Annotated in this window: 16 protein-coding genes; 3 read left to right on the forward strand and 13 right to left on the reverse strand. The window is 64.6% G+C overall.

The features are described from left to right. From ABD819_RS04705 to ABD819_RS04715, 3 genes are all read left to right on the forward strand, one after another. The coding region (locus tag ABD819_RS04705; RefSeq protein ID WP_345121522.1) for a hypothetical protein at positions 1-438 on the forward strand (438 nt) is incomplete at its 5' end. Positions 439-582: 144 nt separating this feature from the next. After that, the gene (locus ABD819_RS04710) at positions 583-4,857 is read left to right on the forward strand and encodes an InlB B-repeat-containing protein (RefSeq protein WP_345121524.1); all 4,275 of its coding nucleotides are present in this window, start codon (positions 583-585) and stop codon (positions 4,855-4,857) included. 71 nt (positions 4,858-4,928) lie between these two features. Continuing rightward, entirely contained in the window at positions 4,929-6,386 is a 1,458-nt protein-coding gene (locus ABD819_RS04715) for a T9SS type A sorting domain-containing protein (RefSeq protein WP_345121526.1), read from the forward strand. Between the two features lie 424 nt (positions 6,387-6,810). Here ABD819_RS04715 and ABD819_RS04720 read toward each other — a convergent pair whose 3' ends face one another. From ABD819_RS04720 to ABD819_RS04780, 13 genes are all read right to left on the reverse strand, one after another. Continuing rightward, positions 6,811-8,178: a T9SS type A sorting domain-containing protein gene (locus ABD819_RS04720; protein WP_345121529.1), complete on the reverse strand. Its 1,368-nt coding sequence runs from the start codon at positions 8,176-8,178 to the stop codon at positions 6,811-6,813. Between the two features lie 280 nt (positions 8,179-8,458). Next, positions 8,459-9,493 carry a glycosyltransferase family 2 protein gene (locus ABD819_RS04725; RefSeq protein WP_345121531.1) on the reverse strand — a complete coding sequence of 345 codons (1,035 nt, stop codon included), beginning with the start codon at positions 9,491-9,493 and terminating at the stop codon, positions 8,459-8,461. A 216-nt stretch (positions 9,494-9,709) separates the two neighbouring features. Continuing rightward, on the reverse strand, positions 9,710-10,933 hold the full coding sequence (locus ABD819_RS04730) for a glycosyltransferase family 61 protein (protein ID WP_345121533.1): 1,224 nt from the start codon (positions 10,931-10,933) through the stop codon (positions 9,710-9,712). A gap of 54 nt (positions 10,934-10,987) precedes the next feature. Continuing rightward, complete coding sequence (locus ABD819_RS04735) at positions 10,988-12,199, reverse strand: glycosyltransferase family 61 protein (RefSeq protein ID WP_345121535.1); 1,212 nt, start codon at positions 12,197-12,199, stop codon at positions 10,988-10,990. Between the two features lie 38 nt (positions 12,200-12,237). Continuing rightward, positions 12,238-13,191: a GDP-L-fucose synthase family protein gene (locus ABD819_RS04740; protein WP_345121537.1), complete on the reverse strand. Its 954-nt coding sequence runs from the start codon at positions 13,189-13,191 to the stop codon at positions 12,238-12,240. Between the two features lie 229 nt (positions 13,192-13,420). Further along, positions 13,421-14,536, reverse strand: coding sequence for a GDP-mannose 4,6-dehydratase (gmd, locus tag ABD819_RS04745; protein WP_345121539.1), 1,116 nt, complete (start codon positions 14,534-14,536; stop codon positions 13,421-13,423). Positions 14,537-14,849: 313 nt separating this feature from the next. Continuing rightward, positions 14,850-17,582, reverse strand: a complete 2,733-nt coding sequence (locus ABD819_RS04750; protein ID WP_345121541.1) for an Ig-like domain-containing protein — start codon at positions 17,580-17,582, stop codon at positions 14,850-14,852. A gap of 656 nt (positions 17,583-18,238) precedes the next feature. Further along, positions 18,239-19,456 carry a hypothetical protein gene (locus ABD819_RS04755; RefSeq protein WP_345121543.1) on the reverse strand — a complete coding sequence of 406 codons (1,218 nt, stop codon included), beginning with the start codon at positions 19,454-19,456 and terminating at the stop codon, positions 18,239-18,241. Beyond that, positions 19,453-20,385, reverse strand: coding sequence for an alpha-1,2-fucosyltransferase (locus ABD819_RS04760; RefSeq protein ID WP_345121545.1), 933 nt, complete (start codon positions 20,383-20,385; stop codon positions 19,453-19,455). Before ABD819_RS04760 ends, ABD819_RS04755 begins: the two co-directional genes overlap by 4 nt. A 353-nt stretch (positions 20,386-20,738) precedes the next feature. Further along, positions 20,739-21,578 carry a glycosyltransferase family 2 protein gene (locus ABD819_RS04765; RefSeq protein WP_345121547.1) on the reverse strand — a complete coding sequence of 280 codons (840 nt, stop codon included), beginning with the start codon at positions 21,576-21,578 and terminating at the stop codon, positions 20,739-20,741. Between the two features lie 142 nt (positions 21,579-21,720). Beyond that, entirely contained in the window at positions 21,721-23,064 is a 1,344-nt protein-coding gene (locus tag ABD819_RS04770) for a glycosyltransferase family 4 protein (protein ID WP_345121549.1), read from the reverse strand. Continuing rightward, positions 23,061-24,098 carry a nucleotide-diphospho-sugar transferase gene (locus tag ABD819_RS04775; RefSeq protein ID WP_345121551.1) on the reverse strand — a complete coding sequence of 346 codons (1,038 nt, stop codon included), beginning with the start codon at positions 24,096-24,098 and terminating at the stop codon, positions 23,061-23,063. The genes ABD819_RS04770 and ABD819_RS04775 overlap by 4 nt, the downstream gene beginning before the upstream one ends. Further along, positions 24,064-25,401 (reverse strand): hypothetical protein, encoded by a 1,338-nt coding sequence (locus ABD819_RS04780; RefSeq protein ID WP_345121553.1) that lies wholly within the window; start codon positions 25,399-25,401, stop codon positions 24,064-24,066. Before ABD819_RS04780 ends, ABD819_RS04775 begins: the two co-directional genes overlap by 35 nt. Between the last annotated feature and the right edge of the window lie 68 nt (positions 25,402-25,469).

The following is a 25,469-nucleotide window of genomic DNA, read 5'->3' on the forward strand; positions in this document are numbered from 1 at the left end:
ACCGGCCCCGCCGGGACCTGGGCGCGGCTGGGCCCCTACGCCGTGACGCTGGCCGCCACCGGGCAAGTGCAGTTCACGAGCAGCGGCGGCTGGCCCAACTTTTCGGGCGTGGAGCTCTGGCAGCAAACCGCAGTCAGGGCGGGCACGGCCACCGCGCTGCCCGCCAAAGCGGCGGCTCTGCGCGCCGGTGAGGCGGCCTTGGCCTACCCCAATCCCTCGCCCGATGGCCGCTTCTCCGTGCGCCTGCCCGCCGATTTTGGCGGGGACGTGCGCTACCGGCTGGTATCGGCCCTGGGGGCCACGCTGGCCACCGGTACGCTCAGCGCCGGGATGGCCCCGCGCCTGGATTTTTCGCGGGTGATGCCGGCTACCGGCCTGTATTACCTGCTGCTCGAAACGCAGCAACATACCGCTCAACTCAAGCTCCTGCGCAACTAGGTGGCTTCAGGGTCAGTGTATCGTTAGTGGAGGGATTAAAAATTTGATAGTCAGATTTTTAATCCCTTCATTAAGGCGAAAGCTGCGCCAGCCTGCTCTACTCATGCTTTTTTCCGATGATGCCACGCTATCCCCCGCGACCCCATGAAAGCCCTGCCCACTTCCTTCCTCCTGGCCATTTTTCTGGTCTGTTGTTTTCCGCTACACGCCCAAACCCCGCCCACGGGCTTCACCTCCACCGTCGTCTCTTCGGGCTGGAACGAGGCGGTGGGCCTGACCTTCACTAGTACCGGCAGTAAGATGTTTGTGTGGGAGCGGCCCGGCAAAGTGTGGGTGGTGGTGAACGGCCAGCGCCAGCTCGTGCTCGATATTTCGCCCGAAGTCGGCGGCTGGGAAGACCACGGCCTGCTGGGCTTTGTCCTCGACCCGAACTTCGACACCAACGGCTACCTGTACCTGCTGTACGTGGTAGACCGCCATCACCTGCTGAATTTCGGCACGGCCAGCTACAGCGCCGCGGCCAATGACTACTACAGCGCCACTATTGGCCGGCTCACGCGCTACACGGCCACACCGGCCGGCACGGGCTACAGCGTGAACCCGGCCAGCCGCAAAGTCCTGATTGGCACCACGAAGTCAAATGGCATTCCGTCCACCTTCAACGGCCACGTAACCAATGCCCTGCTTTTTGGCACCGATGGCACGCTGCTGGTCTCGACCGGCGACGGGGCGCACCCGTACCCCGACCTGGGCAACTACAACGCCACCTACGCCGCCCAGGCCCTGGCCGATGGCATTATCCGGGCCAAAGAGGACGTGGGCTCGCTCCGCGCCCAGCTGGTCGACTGCCTGAGCGGCAAGGTTTTGCGCATCGATGCCAACACCGGCGCGGGAATTCCCGGCAACCCCTTCTACGATGCGGCCAACCCCAGCGCGGCCCGTTCCAAGGTGTGGGCCCTGGGTTTCCGCAACCCCTTCCGGATGTGCCTGAAGCCCGGCACCGGCAGCACCAACCCCACCGCCGCCAACCCCGGCACGCTTTACATCGGCGACGTGGGCGCGGCCAGCTGGGAAGAGGTGAACGTGGTGAGCAGCGCCCGCCAGAATTTCGGCTGGCCGTTGTTTGAGGGCCTCACGCCCTACGATGCCTTCACCAGCTCGAACGTGTATAACCGCGACGCGCCCAACCCGCTCTATAACACGGGCGGCTGCACGCGGCAGTTTTTCTACTTTCAGGACCTGGTGAAGCAGGCCACGCCCACGGGCACGGCCACGTTCCTCAACCCCTGCAATTCGGGCCAGACCATTCCGGGCTCCGTGCCCACGTTCGTGCAGACCCGGCCGCTCATCGACTGGGGCCACGGGGCGGGGCCGGCGCGCACGGGCACCTTCAGCGGCTCCACGGCCGCTACGATTAATATCGGGGCGAGCGGCTCGCCCGTTTCGGGGGCGCAGTTTGGGGGCAATGCTTCCACGGGCGGGGTGTTTTATCCCTACACCGATTTTCCGGCCCCGTACGCGAATTCCTACTTTTTCGGCGACTACGTGAGCAGCTGGATACGGAATATGACCGTGAACGGCAGCAACCAGCCCAGCGCGGTGGGCAACTTCGTGAACAGCGGGGCCGTGCCGGTGGCCTTCGCCGTGAGCCCCGGCGAAACGGGCCTGTTCTACGTGAACTTCTTCCCTTCGGAAATCCGTAAAATCAGCTATATCACGGCCGCCAGCCCGCCCGTGGCCGTGGCTTCTTCCAACAAAACCTTTGGGCCGGCCCCGCTGCTGGTGCAGCTCACGGGCAGCGCGTCCACCAACCCCGGCGGGGGCACGCTCACCTACCGCTGGAACTTCGGCGACGGCACGGCCACCAGCTCGGCGGCTAATCCCAGCCACACGTTCGCGGCCCCCAGCGCGGCCCCCATCAACTACACCGTGACGCTGACCGTGACTAACGGCGCGGGCCTGACCAACCAGGCCTCACTGACTATTTCGGTGAATAACACCCCGCCGCAGGTCACCATCACCAGCCCGGCCAACAACAGCACCTACCCGCTCACGGGCAACACCACCTACCCGCTGCGGGCCACCGTGGTCGATACTGAGCACAGTGGCGGCCAGCTCGCCTATGCCTGGCAAACCGTGCTGCGCCACAATACCCACCAGCACCCCAATCCCATTGATACCACCCGCCAGACCAGCACCACCATCGTGCCCTACGGCTGCGGCACCGAAACCTACTACTACACCATCTCGCTCACCGTGACCGATGCCGGGGGGCTGGCCACTACTCAGGAAGTGCGCCTCAACCCCGATTGTAACGCGACCAGCTTTACCCTGGTCGATGCCGATGCCCTGATTGATATCGACATTCAGCCCCTGGTGGACGGCGCAATTCTGAACCTGGCCACCCTGCCCACGCGCAACCTGAACATCCGGGCCAACGCCAACCCCGCCACCACCGGCAGCGTGGTGTTTGCCCTGAGCGGGGCCCAAACCCAGAACCAGACCGAGAGTGTCGTTCCCTACGCCCTGTTCAGCGACGTGAATGGCGACTACAATCCCTGGACGCCGCCCGTGGGCAACTATACCCTGCTGGCCACGCCCTACTCGGGCGCGGGCGGTACGGGTTCGCCCGGCGTGCCGCTGTCCATCAGCTTCAGCGTGATAGACAACGGCACGCCGGGGCCATTCACGCTCACCACAACCGTTTTTGGCAGCGGCAGCATTGCCCGGAGCCCCGCCCTGGCCACCTACGCCAGCGGTACCAACGTGACGCTGACGGCCACGCCGGCGGCGGGCTTCCAGTTCACGGGCTGGAGCGGCGATGCCACCGGCACCACCAATCCCCTCCCGGTGAGCATGACCAGCAACAAGACTATCATGGCCACTTTCGCGGCCGTCGCGGCCGGGCAAAGCGTGAGCAGCTTTGTCCTGGTGAATGCGGATTCCAATGCCGATATCCAGACCCTGGCGGCCGGGGCCACGCTCAACCTGGCCACGCTGCCCACCCGCAACCTGAATATTCGGGCCACTACCAGCCCCGCCACGGTGGGCAGCGTGGTGTTTGCCCTGAGCGGCGCGGCCACCCGCGCCCATACCGAGTCGGTGGTCCCGTACGCGCTGTTCAGCGACAACGGCGGGGCATATAATCCCTGGACGCCCCTGGTGGGCAGCTACTCGCTCACGGCCCGGCCCTACACGGCGGCCAGCGCGGGCGGCACGGCGGGCACCGCCCTCACCCTGGCTTTCTCGGTAATCGACCAGGTGGCCGGCCCCTACACGCTCACGGTGAACACCTCGGGCAGCGGCACGGTGAGTAAAAATCCGAACCAGGCCACCTACGCCAGCGGCAGCACGGTGAGCCTGACGGCCGCGCCGGCGGCCGGCTTCACCTTCACGGGCTGGAGCGGCAGCGCCACGGGTACCACCAACCCGCTGAGCGTGAGCATGACCAGCGACAAGACCATCACAGCCACCTTCACGGCCATCGCCACCACTACCTACACGCTCACGGTGAACACCTCGGGCAGCGGCACGGTGAGTAAAAATCCGAACCAGGCCACCTACGCCAGCGGCAGCACGGTGAGCCTGACGGCCGCGCCGGCGGCGGGCTTCACCTTCACGGGCTGGAGCGGGGCGGCCACGGGCAGCGCCAACCCGCTGAGCGTGAGTATGACCAGTGACAAGGCCATCACAGCCACCTTCACGGCCAACGCCGGCCAGCAGGTAACCGGCTATACGTTGGTGAATGCCGATACCGACCTGGATATTCAGGCCCTGGCCACCGGGGCCACGCTGAATCTGGCCACGCTGCCCACCCGCAACCTGAATATTCGGGCCACTACCAGCCCCGCCACGGTGGGCAGCGTGGTGTTTGCCCTGAGCGGCGCGGCCACTCGCGCCCATACCGAGTCGGTGGCCCCGTACGCGCTGTTCAGCGACTACCTCAGCGACTATTTCGCGTGGACGCCGCCGGTGGGCAGCTACACGCTCACGGCCCGGCCCTACACGGCGGCCGGCGGGGGCGGCACGGCGGGCACGGCCCTCACCATCAGCTTCAGCGTGAGCGACGTTGCCGCCCGCCCGGCGAGCGCCCCGGCGGCCACCGCCCTGCCCGCCAAAGCGGCGGCTCCGCGCGCCGGGGAGGCGGCCTCGGCCTACCCCAATCCCTCACCCGATGGCCGCTTCTCCGTGCGCCTGCCCGCCGATTTTGGCGGGGCGGTGCGCTACCGGCTGGTGTCGGCCCTGGGGGCCACGCTGGCCACCGGCACGCTGCCCGTCGAAGCCAGTCCGGTTCAGCTGCTTGATTTCTCAGCGGCACAGCTGGCCACCGGGGTCTACTACCTGCTGCTCGACTCCGGCTCCGACCCCAGCGCCCGCCCCCGCCGGCCCCAGGTGCAGCTGAAGCTGCTGAAACAGTAGGCGCAACCCGCCCATAGGCGCGGCAGGCTCGCAGGTTGTTGATTGAAAAATAGTTACTTACATAATGTAGTATGCATCGGATTTTCTCGCTTTCGCTGTGGGTCTGGTTATTGGTTGGGCTGACGGTGCTGTCCGCTGGCCCGGCCCGTAGCCAGACCCGCGTTTTGTTCGTGGGCAACAGCTTCACCCATGCCAAGTACCCGCCGGTGCTGAACTACAACGCCGCCTCGATTATCGACGAGAACTTCGGCCTGCCCCCCAACACCCCGCGGCATCAGCTCGACCCCACCACGCCGGGGCCCTGGGGCGGCTTGCCGGGCATCTTCAAGAAATTCACCGACCAGGCAGGTCTCAACTATGAGGTGCACATCGAAGCCATCAATGGGGCCTCGCTCGAATACCACGAGGCCTACGCCATGAGCGTAGTGCAGCGACTACGCTGGGACAAAGTGGTGCTGCAGGAGCTGACCACCAGGCCGCTGCCAGTGGCCCGCACGGGCCAGCCCAGCTTGTTTATTGACTACGCCACCCGGCTGGAAGTGGCCGTGCACGCGGGCAACCCGGCGGCCCAGGTCTACCTGTTTCAGCACTGGGCCCGGGCCGACCTGACGTACCCGGCCAATACGCCCTATTCGGGCCTACCTATCGATTCGATGACGCATGACCTGCACAAGGCCTTTTACGGCCTCGTGGTTCGCAATCCGCGCTTTGCGGCCGTGGTGCCCATTGGCAATGCCTGGCTGCGGGCCATCCGGGCCGGAGTGGCCCTGCGCAACCCCTACAATCCCACGCCCGGCCTGCTCAACCTTTGGAACGTCGACCACATCTACCCCAGCAAATGGGGCGCTTATCTGGCCGCCAGTGTGCTGTTTGCCCAGCTCACCGGGCGCGACCCGCGCACGCTGGGCCGCGCCGAGAAAGTCGCCGTGGACCTGGGCATCAGCCCGGTGGTGGCCGCCGCGTTGCAGCAGCTGGCTTACGAGCAGGTGATGGCGCCGAATGGCCCGCTCCCGGTGGTGCTCACCTCATTTGTGGCCCAGCGGCAGCCGGCGGGCGTGCAGCTGCGCTGGGCCACGGCCACCGAGGTAAACAACCGCGAATTTGCGGTGCAGCGCAGCTCCGACGGAACGCACTTTACCACCGTGAGCACGCAGCCCGGCCACGGCACGGCCACGCAGCCCCGCAGCTATTCGTATTTCGACCGGCAGGCCCCCCCGGCCCCGCTCTACTACCGGTTGCGGCAGGTTGACTTTGATGGGGCGGCCACGTTTTCGGCCATAGTAGCGGTGCCCGGTAAAGCGGCCACGGAGCTCGCGGTATTTCCCAATCCGGCCCACGACTTTTTCACCATCATTGCCCCCGCCGCCACCCGCTACCGCTTGCTGAACCAGCTGGGCCAGGAAGTTGGCCAGGGCCTTATCACCAACGGAACGGCCACCGTGGAGCTGGCCCACCTGCCCGCCGGCCTCTATCAGCTAAGCGTGGCAACCAGTGATGGCCGCGCCGGGCGCAGTCTCGTGCACAGGTAGCGGCCGGAGCGGGTAAATTCCCATGAACAAGCGAATGGCCCGGGGTTACCATCCCGGGCCATTCGCTTGTTCAGGTCGGGCTGCCGCTGGCCGGGCGCAAGCGCGGTTTCCGGGGCAGCGTACCGTTTTTAGAGGAATTAAAAATAGGATTGCCAAATTTTTAATGCTGTTTATAAGTAGTAGTGCCTAAATAATCGTCACTAAAAAAAGCACGTCATGCTGAGCGAAGTCGAAGCATCTCGCGTGTGGTAGTAACTCAATCGATTGGTTTACTGCTACACGCGAGATGCTTCGGCTGCGCTCAGCATGACGTTCAAATTCGTGTCGATTATTTATCCTTAACTACTTAAACTGCTGTTACGCAGCGGAGCTGGCGCGCGTCACAGACGCGCGCCAGCTCGGTGGTGCCAAGGCGAAAACCGCGCTAGCGCAGCACGAAGCGGCTGGCGTAGTGGCCCCCGGCACTTACCAGGTGCAGGACGTAGGTGCCCGTGGGCAGCCCATCCACGGGAATGCTGCCGGTGCCGTCGGCCGCCAGCCGGTACTTGCCCAGCCGCTGGCCCATTATGCTGTACATCTCCACCTGCTCGGCGCCCAGCAGCGGGCCCGTAAACTGGTAGCGCAGGGCCATGCCGGGCTGGTCGGGAGCCATAATCTGGAGCGCGATTTTGCCGGCTTCGCCCTTCGCCGTCACCGTGCGCACCGGCGAGAAGGTGGACGTGCCGTCAGTATCTACCTGCCGCAGCCGGTAGTAGAGCAGGGCCCGGCGGGCCGGCAGCTCCTTGTCGGCAAAGGTGTAGGCCTGGGGCATGGTGGTGCTGCCATGGCCGGCCACGCGGCCAATGGCCGTGAACTCGCGGCCATCGAAGCTGCGCTGCACCACAAATTCGCGGTTGTTCTCCTCGGTGGCCGTGGCCCAGCGCAGCAGCACGGCGGCCGTGCCCTGCGCCTCGGCTGCGAAAGCCGTGAGCCGCACCGGCAGCGCCGGCGAGTTCACCACGCTAAAGGCAAGGGTGAACACCGACCCTGGTACGCCGCCGCCGCCACCCGCCGAAAAGGGCGTGACGGTGAGCGAATAACTACCCGAAACCGGCGTCCAGGCGGGGTAGTTGCCCTGGAAGTCGCTCACCAAGGCATAAGGCACCAGGTTTTCGATGTTGAACAGCGGCTGCGGACCCGTGAGGTCAAACGTTACGCTGCCCACCGTGGTGGGACTAATATTGGCCCGGATATTCAACCTGGTAGTGGGCAGGGCGCGAAGGTCCAGGGTCATGCCCGGCGTAACGGCCATAATATCCAGGTCCGTATCGGCGTTCACCAGCACCAGGCTGGTCACGAAGCCCACCGAATTTATCACTGAGAAGCTCCGGGTGAGGGGCCCGCCATCCACTCCGCCTGTATACGGCGTAGCGCGCAGGCTGTAGCTGCCCAAGGGCGGCGACCAGGGAAAATAATCCCCATTTAAGTCGCTGAATAATGCGTAGGGTGCGATACGTTCGACATGGTTTCGGACCTGCGCCCCGGTCAGGGCAAACACCACGCTGTCTACCGGGGTCCCGTCGGTATTGGCCCGGATGTTCAGGGTGGCGGGTAGCCCGGCCAGGTCCAGCACTATGCCCGGCGTCAGCTCGAAAAGGTCTCTGTTGGTAAAGGCATCTACCAGCGTGAAGCTGGTGATGGTAGCCGCCGCTGCCTGCGTCCCGGTGCCGACCAGCGCGGCTGGCATCAGCGGCATCGCCCAAGCCAGGGCAGCTACCATCAAGAAATTTGGAAAGTAATGCTTGATTTTCATGGCCGACAGGTTTATGGTGGATATTAGTACCAGGTCGGCTCTACACACTCCTCCCAGCCAACCGCCTCAGTGATTAATAGTATATATCAAATATAGTGAATTTAAATAATAATAAATTGATAAATTTTCTATTAATAAAAATATATTTAGATACGACATCCCGTTAGCGCACTCAAAAGCCCATGTTGGCCCGCTATTCCGAGTCATCGAGTAAAAAAGGTGTTTCAGAAGGCTTTGGCGCGAAAGCAGGCCCGTAGCGGGGGACTGGTTTTGCCGGCCCCTAAAAAACGCCAGGGGCCGCCAGGGTGGGAGCGGGTTGCGCCGCGAGCGTCGGCTGGGCCGGCGTGGCGTGCCGGCCGGCCGGCCCCGGCAGGCAGGCGCGGGCCTGAATCAGGCGGCGCGTGGCCCAAATGCCGGCCCGCTGCTGCCACACGTAGCGGTAGGCCCGCAGCGAGGGGTGTTCCAGCAGCAGGGCATAGAGCAGAATGACCAGCTGCCGGGGCAGGGCCCGCAGCCACAGCCCCGGCAGCTGCCGGGGGAGCGGGTTCTTGAGCAGCAGCAGCCACTGGTTTTTCACGGCATCGGCCTTAATGGAGCCGTCCAGGCGCAGGCGGCGGCGCAGGTCGGCGGGCCGGAACTCGCGCGGGTGCAGGGCCCGGCAGCCGGGCTCAAACACCGTGCGCCAGCCGTAGAGCCGGCCGCGCCAGGCAATGTCCCAGTCCTCTTTGTGGGCGAAAAAACGCTCGTCGAAAAACTGCCCTTCCACCCGCAGGTCATCGATGAACGCGCGGCGGTAGAGGGGCAGGGCCCCGTCGGCCCCGTCCACGAGGCCGGGGCGGAGGTCGGTTTCGGCCAGCCGCCGGCCGTGGTGGCGCAGCCGGAACCGGCCATCGGGCAGGGCCTCCAGGCCGGTGCTGTCGATGCGCGGATTAGGGCCGTCGCTTTGCAGCAGCAGCCCGCACACGGTGCCAATGCCGGCATCGGCGCGCAGCACGGCCAGGGCCCGGGCCAGGTAGTTGGGCCGCAGCACAATGTCGGGGTTCACCAGCAGCACCGCTTCCGACGAGGTGCGGTCGAGCGCATAGTTGTGGCCGCCGCAGAAGCCCGTATTCCGGGCCAGGCGGTGCAGCCGCACGCGGGCATCGGTGGCGGCCACGGCGGCCACGCGGGCGCAGGTGTCATCGGCCGAGGCATTGTCGACCACCCACACCGTAAAATCAGCGTGGGTTTGCGCCAGCACCGAGGCCAGGCAGGCCTCGATAACGGCGGCACTGTTCCAGGTAACGATGGAAAGCAGCACGGAGGGCGCGGACATGGCTGGTCGGAGTAAAGTGCTTGGTGGTGCTTGGTGGTGCTTGGTGCGTGGTGCTTACAGCAGTTCTCCTATTGGTGAATACAGTTAAAAGGTGAGAGTTAAAAGTTAAAACCCAATCTGTTTGATTTTTAACTTTTAACTCTCAAATTTTAACGGTGTACATGAGCTTCAAAACTGCTATAGTGCCGCAAACCAGGCACCAGGCACCAATGATGCTTACGCGTTTACCGGCTGCCGCAGGGCCAGCCGCACGGTGCGGCGCAGGGCCTCCAGGTCCACGGTGATGTCGTCCTGGCGGTCGGCGGTGGCCCGCTGGGCCGACGCTGCCTCGGGGGCGCTGATGAGCGGGTAGTGCGGCATGTCGAGCCGGGCGGTGAGGTCGAGGTAGTCGGGCACTACCAGGTTGCGCGGCAGCAGCTCGATGAGCGGCGTGCCCTCGGGGCAGAACACGATGTTGACCAGCCCGGCGCCCACTGGCCCCACCACCGCCCGCGCCCCGGCAAACAGGTCTACTTTCTCGCGGAAGCTGAGCTCGGTGAGGGCGTAGCTCTCGAAGCCGTATTCGGCCAGCACGGCCTCCACGGCGGCCTCGTTGCGCACGCGCCGAAACGCGGCATCGCGCCGACTCACGTACACATAGGGGCTGAAGCGCTGCGGGTGGTTGGCCCCGGCCGGCCGGTAGGCATCCTTCATAAACCCGCCCACCCAGCGGGGCGCGTGCCGCCCGTGGCCCCGCACCGGCGAAGTCACCAGCAGGCGCTGGGCCCGCAGGTGGGTGGCGGCGGCCACGTCAATAATCTGCTCGTTGCGAATGCCCAGCGCCAGTAGCGTTTCCACGGCAAAGCGCTGCTCGCGGCTGTAAATCAGGAAGTAGTCGACCTCATCCCACAGGCCGGCCTCCTCCACCAGGTGCAGGCGGGGCAGCGAGTCGAGCAGCCAGTGGTAGTAGTTGCCCATGGCCGCCCCCCCGCCCGAGAGCAGGCTGCACACCGTGCCCGAAATCTCCAGCGGTGGCCGGAAGTAGCGCTGCCGGAAAATGGGGTTTTCGGTGGGGCAGGCCACCGCATAGTTGCCCGGCGAGAATTGCAGCGAGGCGTCGCCCACGAGATGATTATCGGCCGCGATGATGGCCAGGCTGCCGTGGTTGTCCACGTTCACGCGGCCGCCGGGCAGCAGGCACACGAAGGCCGGTGCCACTTGCTCCTGGGCGGCAATGCGGTCGTAGTAGCTCGGGGCTAGCGTCACAAAGTCGTCGGGCACGGCCAGGTGCGAGGTGTAGGCGGGGTACACCTCCACGTAGTGCACGCCGCTGGCGGGGTGCGCGGCCAGGCTCTGGCTGCTGGGGTGCAGGCCGGTGGGGCGGAAATGTTCGTTGCGGGGGAGCATGGTGCGCAGCAGCTGGCTGGTGCGGCGCTGGGCCCGAAGTAGCAGGTCTTGCATGATGAATGACGGTTAAGGAAGAGCCCGGGCGGGGCCGTAGGTTCGGGGCGTTGGCTACAGTACGGTATGCAGGCAGCGGGTGAGGGCGGCCAGGTCCACGGTCAGGTTTTCGCGCCAGCCGGCGCGGCGGGAGTGCAGCGGCCCGTTGGCCGCCTCAGCCACCAGAAATTGGTGGCGCAGCCCCAGGCGGTAGCACAGCTCGGGGTATTCGACAACGGTGAAGTGCCTGGGAAACAGCTCAATAACCGGCGTGCCGGCCGGCGAAAAAACCAGGTTGGCCAGGCCCGCGCCGGTGGGAGCTACCACGGCCCGGGCCCCGGCAAACAGCGCCTGCTGCTGCGCGAAGCTGTAGTCGCTGAGCACGTGCGTCTGGAAGCCGTAGGGCCGCAGCAGCGCCTCCACTGCCGGCTCGTTGAGGACGTGGCGGGCCGGCGCGTCGCGGCGGCTCAGGTACACGAAGGGGCTGAAGGGCCGCGCCGGGGCCGGCGGCACCTGAAGCTCCTGGCGCAGAAACGAGCAGGCCCACTGCGGCGTGTGGGTGCCGCGCCCCCGCACGGCCGAGGTCACCAGCAGGCGGTCGGCCACGAGGTGGCGGTGGGTGCTCAGGTCCAGCACCTGCTCGGGGCGCACGCCCAGGGCGCGCAGCGAGTCGGCCACGAAGCGCCGGTGCCGGTCATACACCAGGAAGTAGTCGATGGCGTCCCAGTAGCCGGCCTGCTTCAGCAAATGCAGCCGGGGCAGGGAGTCAATCAGCCAGTGGTAGTAGTTGCCCCCGGCCGCGCCGCCACCCGAGAGCAGGCTGGCCACGGTGCCGCGCACGCGCCGCGGCTCCTCAAACCAGCGCTGGGCAAACACGTTGTTTTCCTCGGCGCGGGCCAGGTCGGTGCGGCGCGGGTCGTACTGAAACGAGGCATCGCCCACCAGCCGGTTGTCGGCACTCATCACGGCCACGCTCAAGCTGTTGTCGGCCAGCAGGCGGCCGTTGGCGAGGGCCAGCACGAAGGCCGCGGGGGCTTGTTCCACGCGGTTGGGCTTGGCGTGCAGGCCGCCGTAGTCGGAGGTGTGGGCGCAGAAATCGGGCGTGACGCCCAGGTAGGATACCCGCTCCGGGTACACCTCGGTATAGGTGGCTCCGCTGCCGGGCCGGGCGGCCAGGCCCCGGCTGCTGGGGTGCACGGCCAGGGGCCGGTAGTGCGCGTGGTGGGGCACCAGCTCGCGCAGCATGCGGCCGGCCCGCTGCCGCACGCGGTTCAGGATATCAGGCATGAGGCGAAGGCGTTAAGTATGAGAAGGAAGGCCGGCCGTTAGGCGGTCAGCACGGGCGGCTGGGTGGCGGCCTCCCACTCGGCCGAGGCCAGCACGGCCCGCAGGCCGGTGTGCAGCGAAATGCGGTGGTGCCAGCCCAGGTTATGTACTTTGCTCACATCAAGCACCTTGCGCATGGTGCCGTCGGGCCGCGAGAAGTCGAAATGGATTTCGCCCTGGAAGCCCACCAGCTCGCCAATGAGCTCGGCCAGCTCCCGGATGGTCATGTCGCGGCCGGTACCCACGTTCACGGCGCCGCGCTCGTTGTAGTGCTCCATCAAAAACAGGCAGGCCTCGGCCAGGTCATCCACGTGCAGAAACTCGCGGCGCGGGGTGCCGGTGCCCCACACTTCCACGCGGGGCAGCTGCAGCTGTACGGCTTCGACGAACTTGCGCAGCAGGGCCGCCATTACGTGCGAGTTTTCCAGGTCGTAGTTGTCGTGGGGGCCGTAGAGGTTGGTCGGCATCACGGTGATGAAGTTGCAGCCGTGCTGGTCGCGGTAGGCCTCGCACATCTTCACGCCCGCTATTTTGGAAATGGCGTAGGGCTCGTTCGTTGCTTCCAGCGGGCCGGTCATCATGTAGTCTTCCCGAATGGGCTGCGGGGCCTGCTTGGGGTAGATGCACGACGAGCCCAGATAGAGCAGCTTGCGCACCCCGTGGCGGTAGCTCTGGTCGAGCACGTTGCCCTCAATCATGAGGTTATCATAGAGAAAATCGGCCCGGTAGGTATTGTTGGCGTGAATGCCGCCCACCTTGGCGGCGGCCAGCAGTACGTATTCCGGCTTTTCGCGGGCAAAAAACCGGGCCACGGCGGCCTGGTCGCGCAGGTCCAGCTCGGCCGAGGTGCGCGTTATCAGATTGGTATAGCCCAGGCGGCCCAGCAGGCGCATAAACGCCGAGCCGACCATGCCGCGGTGTCCGGCAACGTAGATTTTCGCAGTCTTTTCCATGAGCGGGGAATTTATTGGTTGCTGGTTTTTAGAGACGTTTTGGAGTCTTTGTAAGGAGTTAAAAGTTGAGAGTTAAAAGTTAAAAATCATGCTATCTGCGTTTTAACTTTTAACTCTCAACTTTTAACTCCTTACACCAACCTGAAAATTGCTGTAGTTGGCAGTTGCTAGTTGTCGGGTGTCAGTTTCCTGTCAAACAACTGACAGCCAATGACTAACAACCAAGGCGTTACTCGTCGTGGTAGCTGAGCACGGAGTGGCCGGCCTCAAGCAGCACGGCATCGCGCCGAAACAGCCGCAGGTCGCTTTGCACCATGTCGTTCACCAGGGCGGGCAGGTCGTAGGTGGGTTCCCAGCCCAGCTCGGTCCGGGCGCGGGTGGGGTCGCCGATGAGCAGCTCCACCTCGGTGGGCCGGAAGTAGGCGGGGTCCACGGCCACCACTTCCTGGCCGGTGCGCAGCTGAAAATCGGGGTGGTGGCAGGCGCTCACGTAGCCCACTTCGGCCGCACCCTCGCCGGCAAAGGCCAGCTCCACGCCCAGCTCGGCAAAGGCCAGGCGCACAAACTCGCGCACCTTGGTGGTTACGCCGGTGGCGATGACGTAGTCGCGGGGCTCGTCCTGCTGCAGCATGCGCCACATGGCTTCCACGTAGTCTTTGGCGTGGCCCCAGTCGCGCCGGGCGTCCAGGTTTCCCAGGTACAGCCGGTCCTGCAGGCCCAGGGCAATGCGCACCACGGCCCGCGTAATTTTGCGGGTGACGAAGGTTTCGCCCCGCCGGGGGCTTTCGTGGTTGAACAGGATGCCGTTGCAGGCATACAGGCCGTAGGCTTCGCGGTAGTTCACCGTAATCCAGTAGGCGTAGAGCTTGGCCACGGCGTAGGGCGAGCGTGGGTAAAAGGGGGTGGTTTCGCGCTGGGGCACTTCCTGCACCAGCCCGTAGAGCTCCGAAGTGGAGGCCTGGTAGAGCCGGGTTTTCTTGATGAGGCCCAGAATGCGCACGGCTTCCAGCAGGCGCAGCGTGCCCAGGCCGTCCACGTCGGCCGAATATTCGGGCGTGTCGAACGATACCTTGACGTGCGACATGGCCCCGAGATTGTAAATCTCATCGGGCTGCACCTCCTGCACGATGCGAATCAGGTTGGTGGCGTCCGACAAATCGCCGTAGTGCAGGCGGAAGCGCACGTTTTTCTCGTGCGGGTCCTGGTAGAGGTGGTCAATCCGGTCGGTGTTGAAAAGGGAGGAGCGGCGCTTGATGCCGTGTACTTCGTAGCCTTTGGCCAGCAGCAGCTCGGCGAGGTAGGCCCCATCCTGGCCCGTGATTCCGGTAATTAATGCGCATTTCATAGGCTGGAAGGGTGAAATCGGGTGATATGAGATAGAATGGCCGACGAGCTTTGCCTTAAGACCAATACTAAGATAGTTAAATGTATTAAGATTTATATATTAAAAATAAATAAAATAATGATTAAATCAATTTATTCATCGAATCACCAATTTCAGGACAGGTAGAATGCGCTGTCAGTAAGCACTATTCGGGTTGTATACCGACGGGATGCGCCTGGTGGGAAGGGCAAAAAAAAACCCGGCCACAAGGCCGGGTTTTTTTGGGATGAGGCGGTAGATACTGCCTTTTGGCCCTGTTGGGGCGTGTCGCCGATTACTTCTTCCAGATTTCGATACCTGAAAGGTTGGCTATGCCGCCGGTGGTGCCCACGTTGATGGTGCCATCGGTGATGTTGGCCGTGAACGGGCCGAGGCGGTCCCAGTGACCAGCCGCGCCGCTGTTGTAGTTCGACTGCACCGTCTGGCCTTCGAGCGTGATGTTGAAGGTTTCGGCGTTGTTGTCTTCCCACACATAGAGGTACACACTATAGGTACCGCTGGCGATACCGCCGATGGCCAGGCTGGGGTTGTTGCCGTACATCGACGAGCGAATCATGCTGGCGCGGGCCGTCCCGGTGGTGGGGGTCAGGGTAATGTTCTGGTTGGCGAACGTGGTGACGCCGCTGGCCCGGAAGTTGGTGGCGCTCCTGCCAGCGGCCCAGCTCCGATTGTCTACCGTGATGGCACCACCGCCCAGGTTAATGGCCCGGACGAAGGTCGGAACCGTGCTGGTGGGGGGCGTGGTGGTAGGAGCGGCGGCCACGGCTACGGAAGCCGTGGTCGAGGTGGTGGCCGCGCCGGCGCTGTTGGTGGCGCGGGCCGTCAGGCTCAGGGTGCCGGCGGCGGTGGGCACGTAGCCCAGGGCGTAGGGGGCGGTCAGGTCTTCGCCGAGCTTGGTAGCGCCGCTGAAGAACTCAACCTTGGTAATCGTGCCGCTGGCCGTGGCGGCGGTGGCCGTCAGGCTCAGGGCCGTGCCGACGGTGCCGGTGGCCGGGGCGCTCAGGCTCACCGTGGGCGGCGTGGCAACTGGCGTGGTGGTGCCGCTGTTCTGCTTCCAGATTTCGATACCCGACAGGTTGGCGAAGCCGCCGGTGGTGCCCACGTTGATGGTGCCATCGGTGATGTTGGCCGTGAACGGGCCGAGACGGTCCCAACGGCCGGCCGCGCCGCTGTTGTAGTTCGCCTGCACCGTCTGGCCTTCGAGCGTGATGCTGAAGATTTCGGCGTTATTATCTTCCCACACATAGAGGTACACACTATAGGTACCGCTGGCTACTCCGCTCACCGCGGCGCTGATGGCCCCGTCGTACACCGACGAACGAATCATGCTGGCGCGGGCCGCATCCGTGGCCGGGTCCAGGGTGGCGGTCTGCACGGCAAATGGCCCGCCGTTCACCTGGAAGTTAGCGGCGCTGTTGCCGGCTTCCCAGCTCTGGCCGTCGATGGTCGTGGCACTGCCGTTCACGTTCAGGGCCCGGAAGAAGGTCGAGTTATCGGGCGTGGTGCCCGGCGTGGTCGTAGTGGGCGTGGTGGGCGTGGTGGTGGGCGTGGTGGTGGTAGGGGCGGCGGCCACGGCTACGGTAGCCGTGGTCGAGGTCGTAGCCGCACCGGCGCTATTGGTGGCGCGGGCCGTCAGGCTCAGGGTGCCGGCAGCGGTGGGCACATAGCCCAAAGCGTAGGGGGCGGTCAGGTCTTCGCCGAGCTTGGTGGCTCCGCTGAAGAACTCAACCTTGGTAATCGTGCCGCTGGCCGTGGCGGCGGTGGCCGTCAGGCTCAGGGCCGTGCCGACGGTGCCGGTGGCCGGGGCGCTCAGGCTCACCGTGGGCGGCGTGGCAACTGGCGTGGTTGGGGTGGTGGGAGTGGTGGGGGTGCTGGTGCCACCGGCTCCCAGCGTGATGCCGTTCTGCTGCAGCTTCTGGAGCCAGATGTTCCATTCGTTCTGCTCATCGGCCAGCGTCAGCGGGCGGTCGGGCAGGTGATTGGTGCCCGTGCAGGTGGGGCAAGCGCCGGGGCTGGTGTCCTGGCGGTTGATGTAAGGCGTGTTGCCGCCCTCGAAGAAGAAGCCGATGGTGTTGTTCAGCATGTCGTTGTTGAAGAACACCGACCCCGACTGCTGGTAGGCGTTCCAGAGGCCGGCGGCCGCGTAGCCGGCGGGCATCTTCGAGCCGTTGGGCAGCAGGCCGCAGGTTACCATGCGGTTGTTGTAGAAGTGGTTGTCGTGGCCCGAGGCAATGTTCATGGCCGCGCAGGTGCTCACCAGCTGGTTGTTGTAGCCATTGATAAAGGCCGTGGCCCCGGCCGCCGTCTGCGCGTCGCCGTCGATGGTGATGCCCGAGCCCGTGTAGTTCGGACCCGTAGCCGGGAACGGATACGCGCCCTGCACGTAGTTGTCGTGCAGCTTGATGGGGTTGCTGGCCGTGCCGCCCGAGTTGAAGAAGTTGATGTTGTCCTCCACCAGCGAGTTGTTGGGCTCGTTAATAATCTGGTTCCAGGCAATTTCGGCCCCCGCGATGTTCAGGCCGCCGTTCACACCCAGGAAGTTGCAGTACGTGCCCCCGCCGTTGCGGTAGCGCCCGTCCAGGTTCTTGGCCGAGTTGTAGCGGATAGTCAGGGTTTGCGCGGTCGTGCCGTTGCCGCCCCACAGATAGATATCGATACCGGTAGTCTGCTCGAAGTAGTTGTACTCGATGAGTACCGACTTGCCCGAGTTCACCTCAATAAAGCGGCCGTGGCGGGTGTTGTCGGCGCTCTGCGCCAGGCCGTAGCCCCGGTTGTTGCGGATAATGAGGCTGCTGCCGCCATTCTTGGCGTCAATCAGGTCGCCGGCGCCGGCCAGGATGCAGTTCTCGATGATAACCGGCTGCGTCGTCTGAATCGTGATAGCCGGCACGTTGGAGTTGGTGCTGCGGTAGTTGCCGGAATAGGTGCCGCCCTGTGTGATAACCAGCGGGCCGGAGTACGAGACGTTGGGCGCCTGGGCCATCACCGGTGCCAGGCCCGGTACCAACGTGAGAAAGGACAGTGCGGCTAGTGGAAGGAGTTTAGCCAGTGGGCGCTTAAGGAAAGATAGTGCGGGGGTGTGCTTCGGATTTTTTTGCATTCTAAATAATCTTGAAACGAAAAAAATGATTTGCAATGGCCCCTTAAACCGGGCCAAAAATCAATTTGTTCCAAGCCTGCTAATAGATTTTGTTATAAATCATAAAATGCAATTTAAAATAGCTGTATTTCCGGGTTTGGTACCCGCCGCCGCCTCACGTCCCTAATCGGCAACCAACGGTTTTACTATTATGGAAGGGTGGATGCAGCAATTATTGCCCATATAAAGCCTCAATAAAGATAACTGATAAAGATTATGGCATAAAGTCATTCCCAAAATCGTAATTGCAGGTTGTGCTGCTTGCCTACTATTATACGGGCCTGGTAATCGGATTCGGGAGCGAATAAGCGCTGAAAAGTAGTCAAAAATTTCAGATTAAAATTTTGACTACTTGATAAAATGCAATTAACGTTCAGGTATGTTGTTAAAAAAGGACAATATTGTTTTTTGCGAATATGCCAGCTGAATTTGCTTCCCAATTGCATTATGCTGTTATCAAGTTTTGCCATGGCCAGACCCTGAGTCGTTGGATACCCGCAGTAGCTGCACAGTGGGCCGGCCCCTCAGCGGGCCTGCGCAACGGCTGCGGGGCGGGCCTGGGCTGCTGCCGGCCCCACGCGCAGGCCCTGCCGCCGCAGCTTTTGCTGCCAGCGGGCCCATTCGGCCTGCTCGGTTCGCAGGGTGATGGGGTTGGGGAGGTGTACCGTGCCGGTGCAGGGCGTGCAGGCGCCGGTGCTCAGGTCCTGGCGGTCGGGCCAGGGGCTGCTGCCGCCCCAATGCACAAACCCGATAACGTTGTTGCTGAACTGATTGTGGTGGAAAACCGTGGCGGGCTGGCGGTAGGCATTCCAGAGGCCGGCGGCGGCGTAGTTGGCCACCAGCCGGGTGCCATCGGGCAGCAGGCCGGCGGTAATCAGCCGGTTACGGTAGAAATGGTTGTGGTGCCCGGCGGCAATGTTGAGGGCCGCGCAGGTGCTGACTAGCTGATTATCATAGCCTTCGACGTAGGCGGTGGTAGAAGCGGCGGCCCGGCCGTCGCCATCCAGCGTGATGCCCGAGCCGCTGTAGGTGGCGCTGGTGGCCGGGTAGGGGTAGGCCCCCTGCACGTAGTTGTCGTGCAGGCGGGCCGGGCTGGTGCGGGTGCCGCCCGAGTTGAAGAAGTTGATATTGTCCTCGACCAGCGACTGATTGGGCTCGTTAATCACCTGATTCCAGGCTACTTCCATATTGGCCAGGCCGGGCAGGCCGTTCAGGCCCAGGAAATTGGCCATGGTGCTGCCCCCGTCGCGGTAGCGCCCGTCGATGTTGCGGGCCGAGTTGTAGCGCACGGTCAGGGTTTGGGCCGGGGTGCCGTCGCCGCTCCACTGGTAGATGCTGATGCCGGTGGTGCGCTCGAAGTAGTTGTGCTCGATGCGCACCGAGCGGCCCGAATTCACCTCCAGAAAGTGCCCGTGGCGGGTCTGGTCCAGGGATTGGGGCAGGCCGTAGCCCCGGCAGCTCAGCACTGTGAGCTGCGCCCCGCCCCGGGTGGCCCGGATAAGGTCGCCGGCTCCGTAGAGCACGCAGTCGCGCAGCACCACGGGCTCGGTGGTGGCAATAAGCACGCAGGGCACCGCCGAATCGGGGCTGCGATACGTGCCCGTGTAGGTGCCGCCGTGGCGGATTACGAGCACGGCTTCGGCACTGCCGGCCCGCAGTTGGCAGGCTACCAGCCCGGCCACGGCCGCCGCCAGCACCGGCAGGGCCGCCCAGGCCCACCGGCGGGTGTGGGCCGGGCTCATACCACGCTGGGCATGGTGGTTTCCCAGCGCACGGTTTCCTGGTCGTCGAACACGATGAACTCATCGAGGGCGCGGATGGGCTGGTCGGGGCGGTGCAGGTGGCAGAGCGGTACCCGGCCGTAGAACGAAGCCCACATGGAGTAGGTGCTCAGCGGGCCCACGATGTAGTCGCAGCCGGCCATGGCGTACAAATCCTCCACGGGGTGGTCGGTGGAGCGGCCGGTGTCGAATTCGGCAAAATCCTCGTCCACGATGGGTTCGTTGGAAAACAAGAGAAAGCGCACCCGCGCATCGGCCGGAAACAGGGCCTGGGTTTCGCGCATGGCGCGGGCGTAGGTGGCGTTGTTGTACAGAAACGCGCCGCCGTACCAGCCCGCGTAGTCGCCGCGCCGGATGTGCACGCCCACCAGCACATCGGCCCCGGTTGCGCGGTTGGTGGCCAGCACGCGCGCCACGGCCTCGCGGTGCTGCTCGATGGGCCGAAAAAACCGCCGCAGCAGGTCGCCGTGCCGGCCAAAGTTCACTTTGTCGCGGTACTGCCAGCCGTGCACCAGCAGGTGGCGCGGGTCCCGGGCCTGGGCCAGGTAGGCGGGGCTGTTGAGGTCGACATCGCCGGTGGGCTGGTCCACCACGACGCGCACGCCCAGCAGGCGGTGCAGCCAGGGCAGGCGCAGGAGCGCGGGCCCCCCCCAGCGGCTGCGCAGCCCCCGAAACAGCAGCTCGGTGGTGGCCTGGTTGGTTTGCAACTGCACGGGCAGCCGGCCGAATAAGGCCGTGGGCTTGCCGGTGGGGCCTTCAAAATACGGCGCGTACCGCGCAAATGAAGGAATGGCCAGCTCGTAGTTGTACTGCACGGCATTCACCAAAAAATGGGAAGTGAGCAGCAAGTGGTTGCCGAAGCCGTCGAGGTCCTGGGTAAGAATAACCATGATACAGAAAAAAAAAAGGTGGATGAATAGGTGAGTTGAGTAGTGGCAGGGCCACCTCAGCGCCTATCCGAATAGGCCGTCATGCCGAGCATTCTGCGCATTAAGCAGAGACCGAGGCATCTCGCGTGCGGCAGTGACTCAATCGGGGCAACGATGCGAGCGAGATGCCTCGGCTGGGCTCGGCATGACGTTCTTCTTTAGCCTATTCGGATAGGCCTTTACAGCAGTTTCCAAGTCCATGTACAGAGTTAAAAGTTGAGAGTTAAAAGTTAAAAATCAGACGTAGTGGGTTTTAACTTTTAACTCTCAACTTTTAACTGGTTTAAAAAATGTACACTAACTCGGAAACTGCTCTAGTGCATGAAGTAGCCCACCAGCCGGCGGGCGTAGCCATTGAGCAGGAAGTAGGGCAGGAAGGGCCGGGGGCAGTTTTTGAGGGTGAAATGGGTGAAATTGCGCAGGTTGCCGCCGCCCCGGATGCCAAACAGATGCTGGAAATAGCCGCGCAGGCTGTGCTCGCGGCGGGTTTGCTCCTGGCCGCTCTCGTCGGGGTAGGTGCTCAGGCGGGCATCGTAGTTGCAGAACACCGGGAAGCCGTGCCGGCGGGCCACGCTGGTGTAGTCGAAATCGGCGAGGTAGTGGGGCAGGCGCTTCTCATCGAACAGGCCGATGGCCTCAATCACCTCGAGCGGGATGAGCAGGCCCCGGCCGGGCAGGTAGGTTACGGGGTGCAGGCCGTGGTGCTCGGTGGGCGGCAGGGCGGCCAGCAGGTCCTGGCGGGTGTTGGTGCGCCAGTCCAGCCGCTCGCCGCCGTACACGGGTTGGCCCGAAGCGGCATCGAGCTCCAGCGCACCCAGAATGGCGCGGGGGTGGCGGTCGGCCCAGCGCAGCATCTGCTCCACGAAATCGGGCAGGGCCAGCACGTCGTTGTTCATCGTCATGATGCGCGTGGCGCCCAGCACCAGGGCCCGCCGGATGCCGGCGTTCACCCCGGCCGTCCAGAACATATTGCCGTCGCCGGTCACCACGTCTACCTCCGGGAATTCCCCGGCCAGCATCTGCGGTGTGCCATCGGTCGAGCCATCGTCGACGACGACGACGCGGAAATCGGTACGGGTTTGCTGGCGAAGCGAGAGCAGGCAGGCCCGGGTGAACTGCTGCCGGTTGAAGACGGGAATGACGATGTAAAGCATGGCGCGGGTCGCAGAAGTGAGGAGATGTTAGTTGTTGGTTGTCAATTGTTAGTTGCCAGAAATCAGGCGTGCAGTGGTTGGTTGAATTACGACTAACAACTGATAACCAGTAACTAACAAATGCTTTAATTTGAACGATTACTTATTCGGCAGGCAGCGGCTGTCGGCCTGGGGATGGTCGTCGGGGCTTCTGGTGGTGGTGCGCCTGTTGGTAGCGGTGGTGCCGGCGCGCCAGGGGCAGGGCCGACACGGCCGGGCTGATGCCCGCCTGCCCCAGCAGCCCCAGCAGGCGCGTGAGGCGCTGGGGCCAGGTCTGGCACAGGGCAAACTCGTAGCCGGCCCGGCCCATGGCCCGGCGCTCGGCGGGGTGGTCATATACGTATTCCACGGCCCGGGCCATGGCGGCGGTGGCCACGGCCGGCGACTCCACCGATACCTTGATGGCGGCCGCATCGGGCAGGAAAGTGCGGGCTCCCTGGTGGTTGAGGGTGATGATGGGCAGGCCCGTGGCCAGGGCCTCCATAAACTGCGAGGCAAACGAGTCGCGCAGCGAGCCGAACAGAAAAACGTCGTGGCTGAGCATGGCGGTGTGTACCTCGGTCCACGGCACGCCGCCGCGCCACGTCACGCGGCCCACCAGCCCATACTGCGCTATCCAGCCCGGCACGAGGTCGCGCATCGGCCCATCGCCGAGCACGGTGAGTTGAAACGGCACCCGCGCTCCTACCTGCGACAGGGCATCGAGCACCAGCGGCAGGGCCTTGTTGGGATACAGCCGGCCCACCCACAGCAGCTGCAGCACCGGCTGCCCCGGCCGCTCCGGAAACGTAGCGGCCCGGAAGGATTCCGACAGGCCGGTATCAAGAAAGAGCTCGACCCGTTTCGCGCCCAGCCGCCGGGCCAGCGCCGCCGACTCGTCGTTGGAAGCCAGCACCAGCGCGGCGTGGCGCAGGTTCTGGTGCAGGTTGAAATCGAGTTTGAGTAGCAGCCAGGTAAAGGCCGAGCGCAGGGTTTCGGTCTGAAACCAGTCGGGCAGGTACTGGCGGAAGGCGATGGGCGCTTTCTGGGCCCCGCCCACCGGGCCGTACACCAGCGGCTTGCCCAGCCGCCACAGCCAGGAGCCCATTTTCAGGCTGCTGTAAGTGGCGTGGTGCACCAGGTCGAAGTCAACGGCCCGGTCGTACTCGCGCGCCAGCCGCCAGACCGCGAACTGCCAGATGAAGTAGTGCAGATACACCCCAAACTGCCAGCGGTACAGAAACTGCACCCAGCCCGGCACCGTGGGATAGATAAACTGAATGCGCTCTACGGCCCCTTCATCAGCATTGGCCGCCAGAAAGGCCTTGATGCCGGCCTGGCCACCAGGCGTGGTGAAGCACCACACCTGGTGGCCGCGCTGCGCCATGCCCCAGGCCCAGTGGAAGCCGTTGCCGGACTCGCCGCCCTGGGCGGGATTGCAGGCATAGGCGGATACGAGAACTTTCATGGCGATAGGGCTGAAATAGGCTGAGAATAGGTAGCTGAAGCAGCTGAAGCAGCTGCGGCGGACGGGGCGGGCGCGGCCGGCAGCAGCCGGGCCAGCCGCCGCCGGGCCGTGGCCCAGGCCCGGTTCAGCAGGTGCTCGCGGAAATGGCGGGCATCGCGGCGGGCATCGCGCAGCACCACGGGCGGGTGGCGCAGCGGGAAGGCCAGCTCGTGCGCGGCCGGGTGCGCGCTCTGGTCGTGGGGGTCGAAGGTGTGGGTGGCGTCGTCGCCAAAGCCGATGTTGGTGACCAGGTTCCGGGCCGGCGCGATGCTGAGGCCGCCGTTGGCCGCCACCGCGAAGTGCCACTGGTAGTCCCAGACGTGGGCCGGCCGGGGCCCGGTGCGCACGGCCTCAAACTTGTGCAGCCAGTATTGCCGCGCCAGCCAGCCAGGATAAATAGTGGGCAGCGCCCCGCGCCGGCGCAGCTCGGGCAGCAGCTTCAGGTCGAAATCGAAGTGCTGCCAGGCCCGCCGCCAGGTGGCCCAGCCCCAGCTGTGCACCTGCCCCGAAAAGTAGTAGGACTCGGCCCCGGACCCGCCGGGCTGTCGGGCCTCGCGCGCCAGGTTGTTGCCGCTGATGTGCATCAGGCGGGTATCGGTGCGGTAGCGGGCCAGCAGCTCGGCGCAAAACCGGAAGAAGCTGGCCGTGGGCAGGCAGTCATCTTCGAGGATAATGCCCTCGGGCTCCTGCTCGAAAAACCAGCTGATGGCCCCCGCCGGTCCCCGGCCGCAGCCCAGGTTCTCCGTCCGAAACAGCGTGTGCACCACGCAGGGCCAGTCTACGCCGGCCGTGACCAGGGCGCGGGTTTCGGCGCAGCGGGCGGCATCGGTGGGGTGGTGGGGGCGGGGGCCGTCGGCGGCCACGTAGAGGCGGGCGGGGCGGGCCTGGCGCACGGCCGCCAGCACGCGCCGCGTGGGCTGCGGGCGGTTGAAGACGATGAGCAGAACGGGCGCGGCCAGCTCAGCGGCGGGCGACGGCAGCAGCGGGGTTGGCATGGTGGGGAGTGGGAAAAGGGCCGAGAGACTGCAGGGCTTGGCGGTGGGGCCGGGGGGCGGCCGGGGCCGCCACGGGCACCCGGCCGGGGTCGGCAACCGCCGCCAGCGTCAGCCCCATTAGCCCGAAGAAATACAGCGGCCAGTCGTAGGAAATGCCGTAGACCAGGGAGCTGAGGGTGAATACCGCCAGCGTGACCGTGGCCGGGGGCAGCGGGGCGCGGCTCAGCAGGCGGCGGCCCAGCAGCAGCAGCGGCACCAGCAGCGTGAGCCCCAGCCCCAGCCCGCCGAAGTAGAACAGCCGGTCGACGTAGAAGCTGTGGAAGTGGTGGCCGGTGCCATCGGCCCACACCTGCTCGTCGCTGCCGCCGTGGGCCGCCAGGGTGTAGAACTGCACGGGCAGCTCGAAGCCGCTCAAGCGCATGCCGGCCACCGGGTATTCTTCCAGAAAGGGCTGGTAGGCCTCAAACTGCTTCATTCGCCAGCCGCCCGTGCCCCGCGTGTTGGGGTGGGCAATGTCGTTGAGGCTGGCTTCGAGCTTTTTCACCACATGCGGGTCGTTGAGGGCCACCAGGCCGCCCGAAATCAGCACGAAAAGCGGCAGCAGCACCATGGGCAGCAGCCGCGCCGAGCTCAGCCGTGCGCCCTCCACCCGGCCCAGCAGCAGCAGCACGGCGTTCAGGGCCAGGGCCACGCCCATGGCCACCCACACCGAGCGGTGCTGCAGGAAGATGATGAGCGCCGCACCCATAAAAAACGTGAGCAGCCGCGGCAGCCCGCCCCGCGTCAGGTACTGGTTGAGGTAGTAGAGCGTGGGCAGCAGCAGCAGCATGGCCGAGGTGGAGGCAAACCCGCGCTCATTGTCCAGAAAGGCCGATAAGCTCAGCGAGTCAGGATGATAGACGGCCAGGTTGGCCAGCAGGCCCAGCAGCAGCACGCCCATCAGCAGCCCAAACGGCGGCGGGCCAAACCGCCGGTAGAACGCGTGAAGGGCAAACACATGCACCATCACCAGGAACTTGGCAAACACGTGCGGGTACACCATCCACGACTGCCAGCCGGCGTACGATTCCAGGGCCAGCGCCCCCAGCGCCACCATTATCAGCAGCAGCCAGCGCCGCATCGTCAGCCCCAGGTAGCGGAAGCAGAGCGCCGTGAGGCCGCAGGAGCCCGCCAGCAGCAGCAGCCCGTAGTGCGCCAGCACGGGCGAGCCCTCGTCCGGAAACACAAACTCCGTGAAGGCGCGGTCCGTGAACAGCACCGCCAGCACCGGCAGCAAGTACAGAAACCGAATATTAAGCTTCATGGGGAGGGAGGTTTTTTAAAAAAGAACGTCATGCTGAGCGCAGCGAAGCATCTCTACCGCTTCGTTGT

The sequence above is a fragment of the Hymenobacter antarcticus genome, from assembly GCF_039539545.1.
Lineage (GTDB): Bacteria > Bacteroidota > Bacteroidia > Cytophagales > Hymenobacteraceae > Hymenobacter > Hymenobacter antarcticus.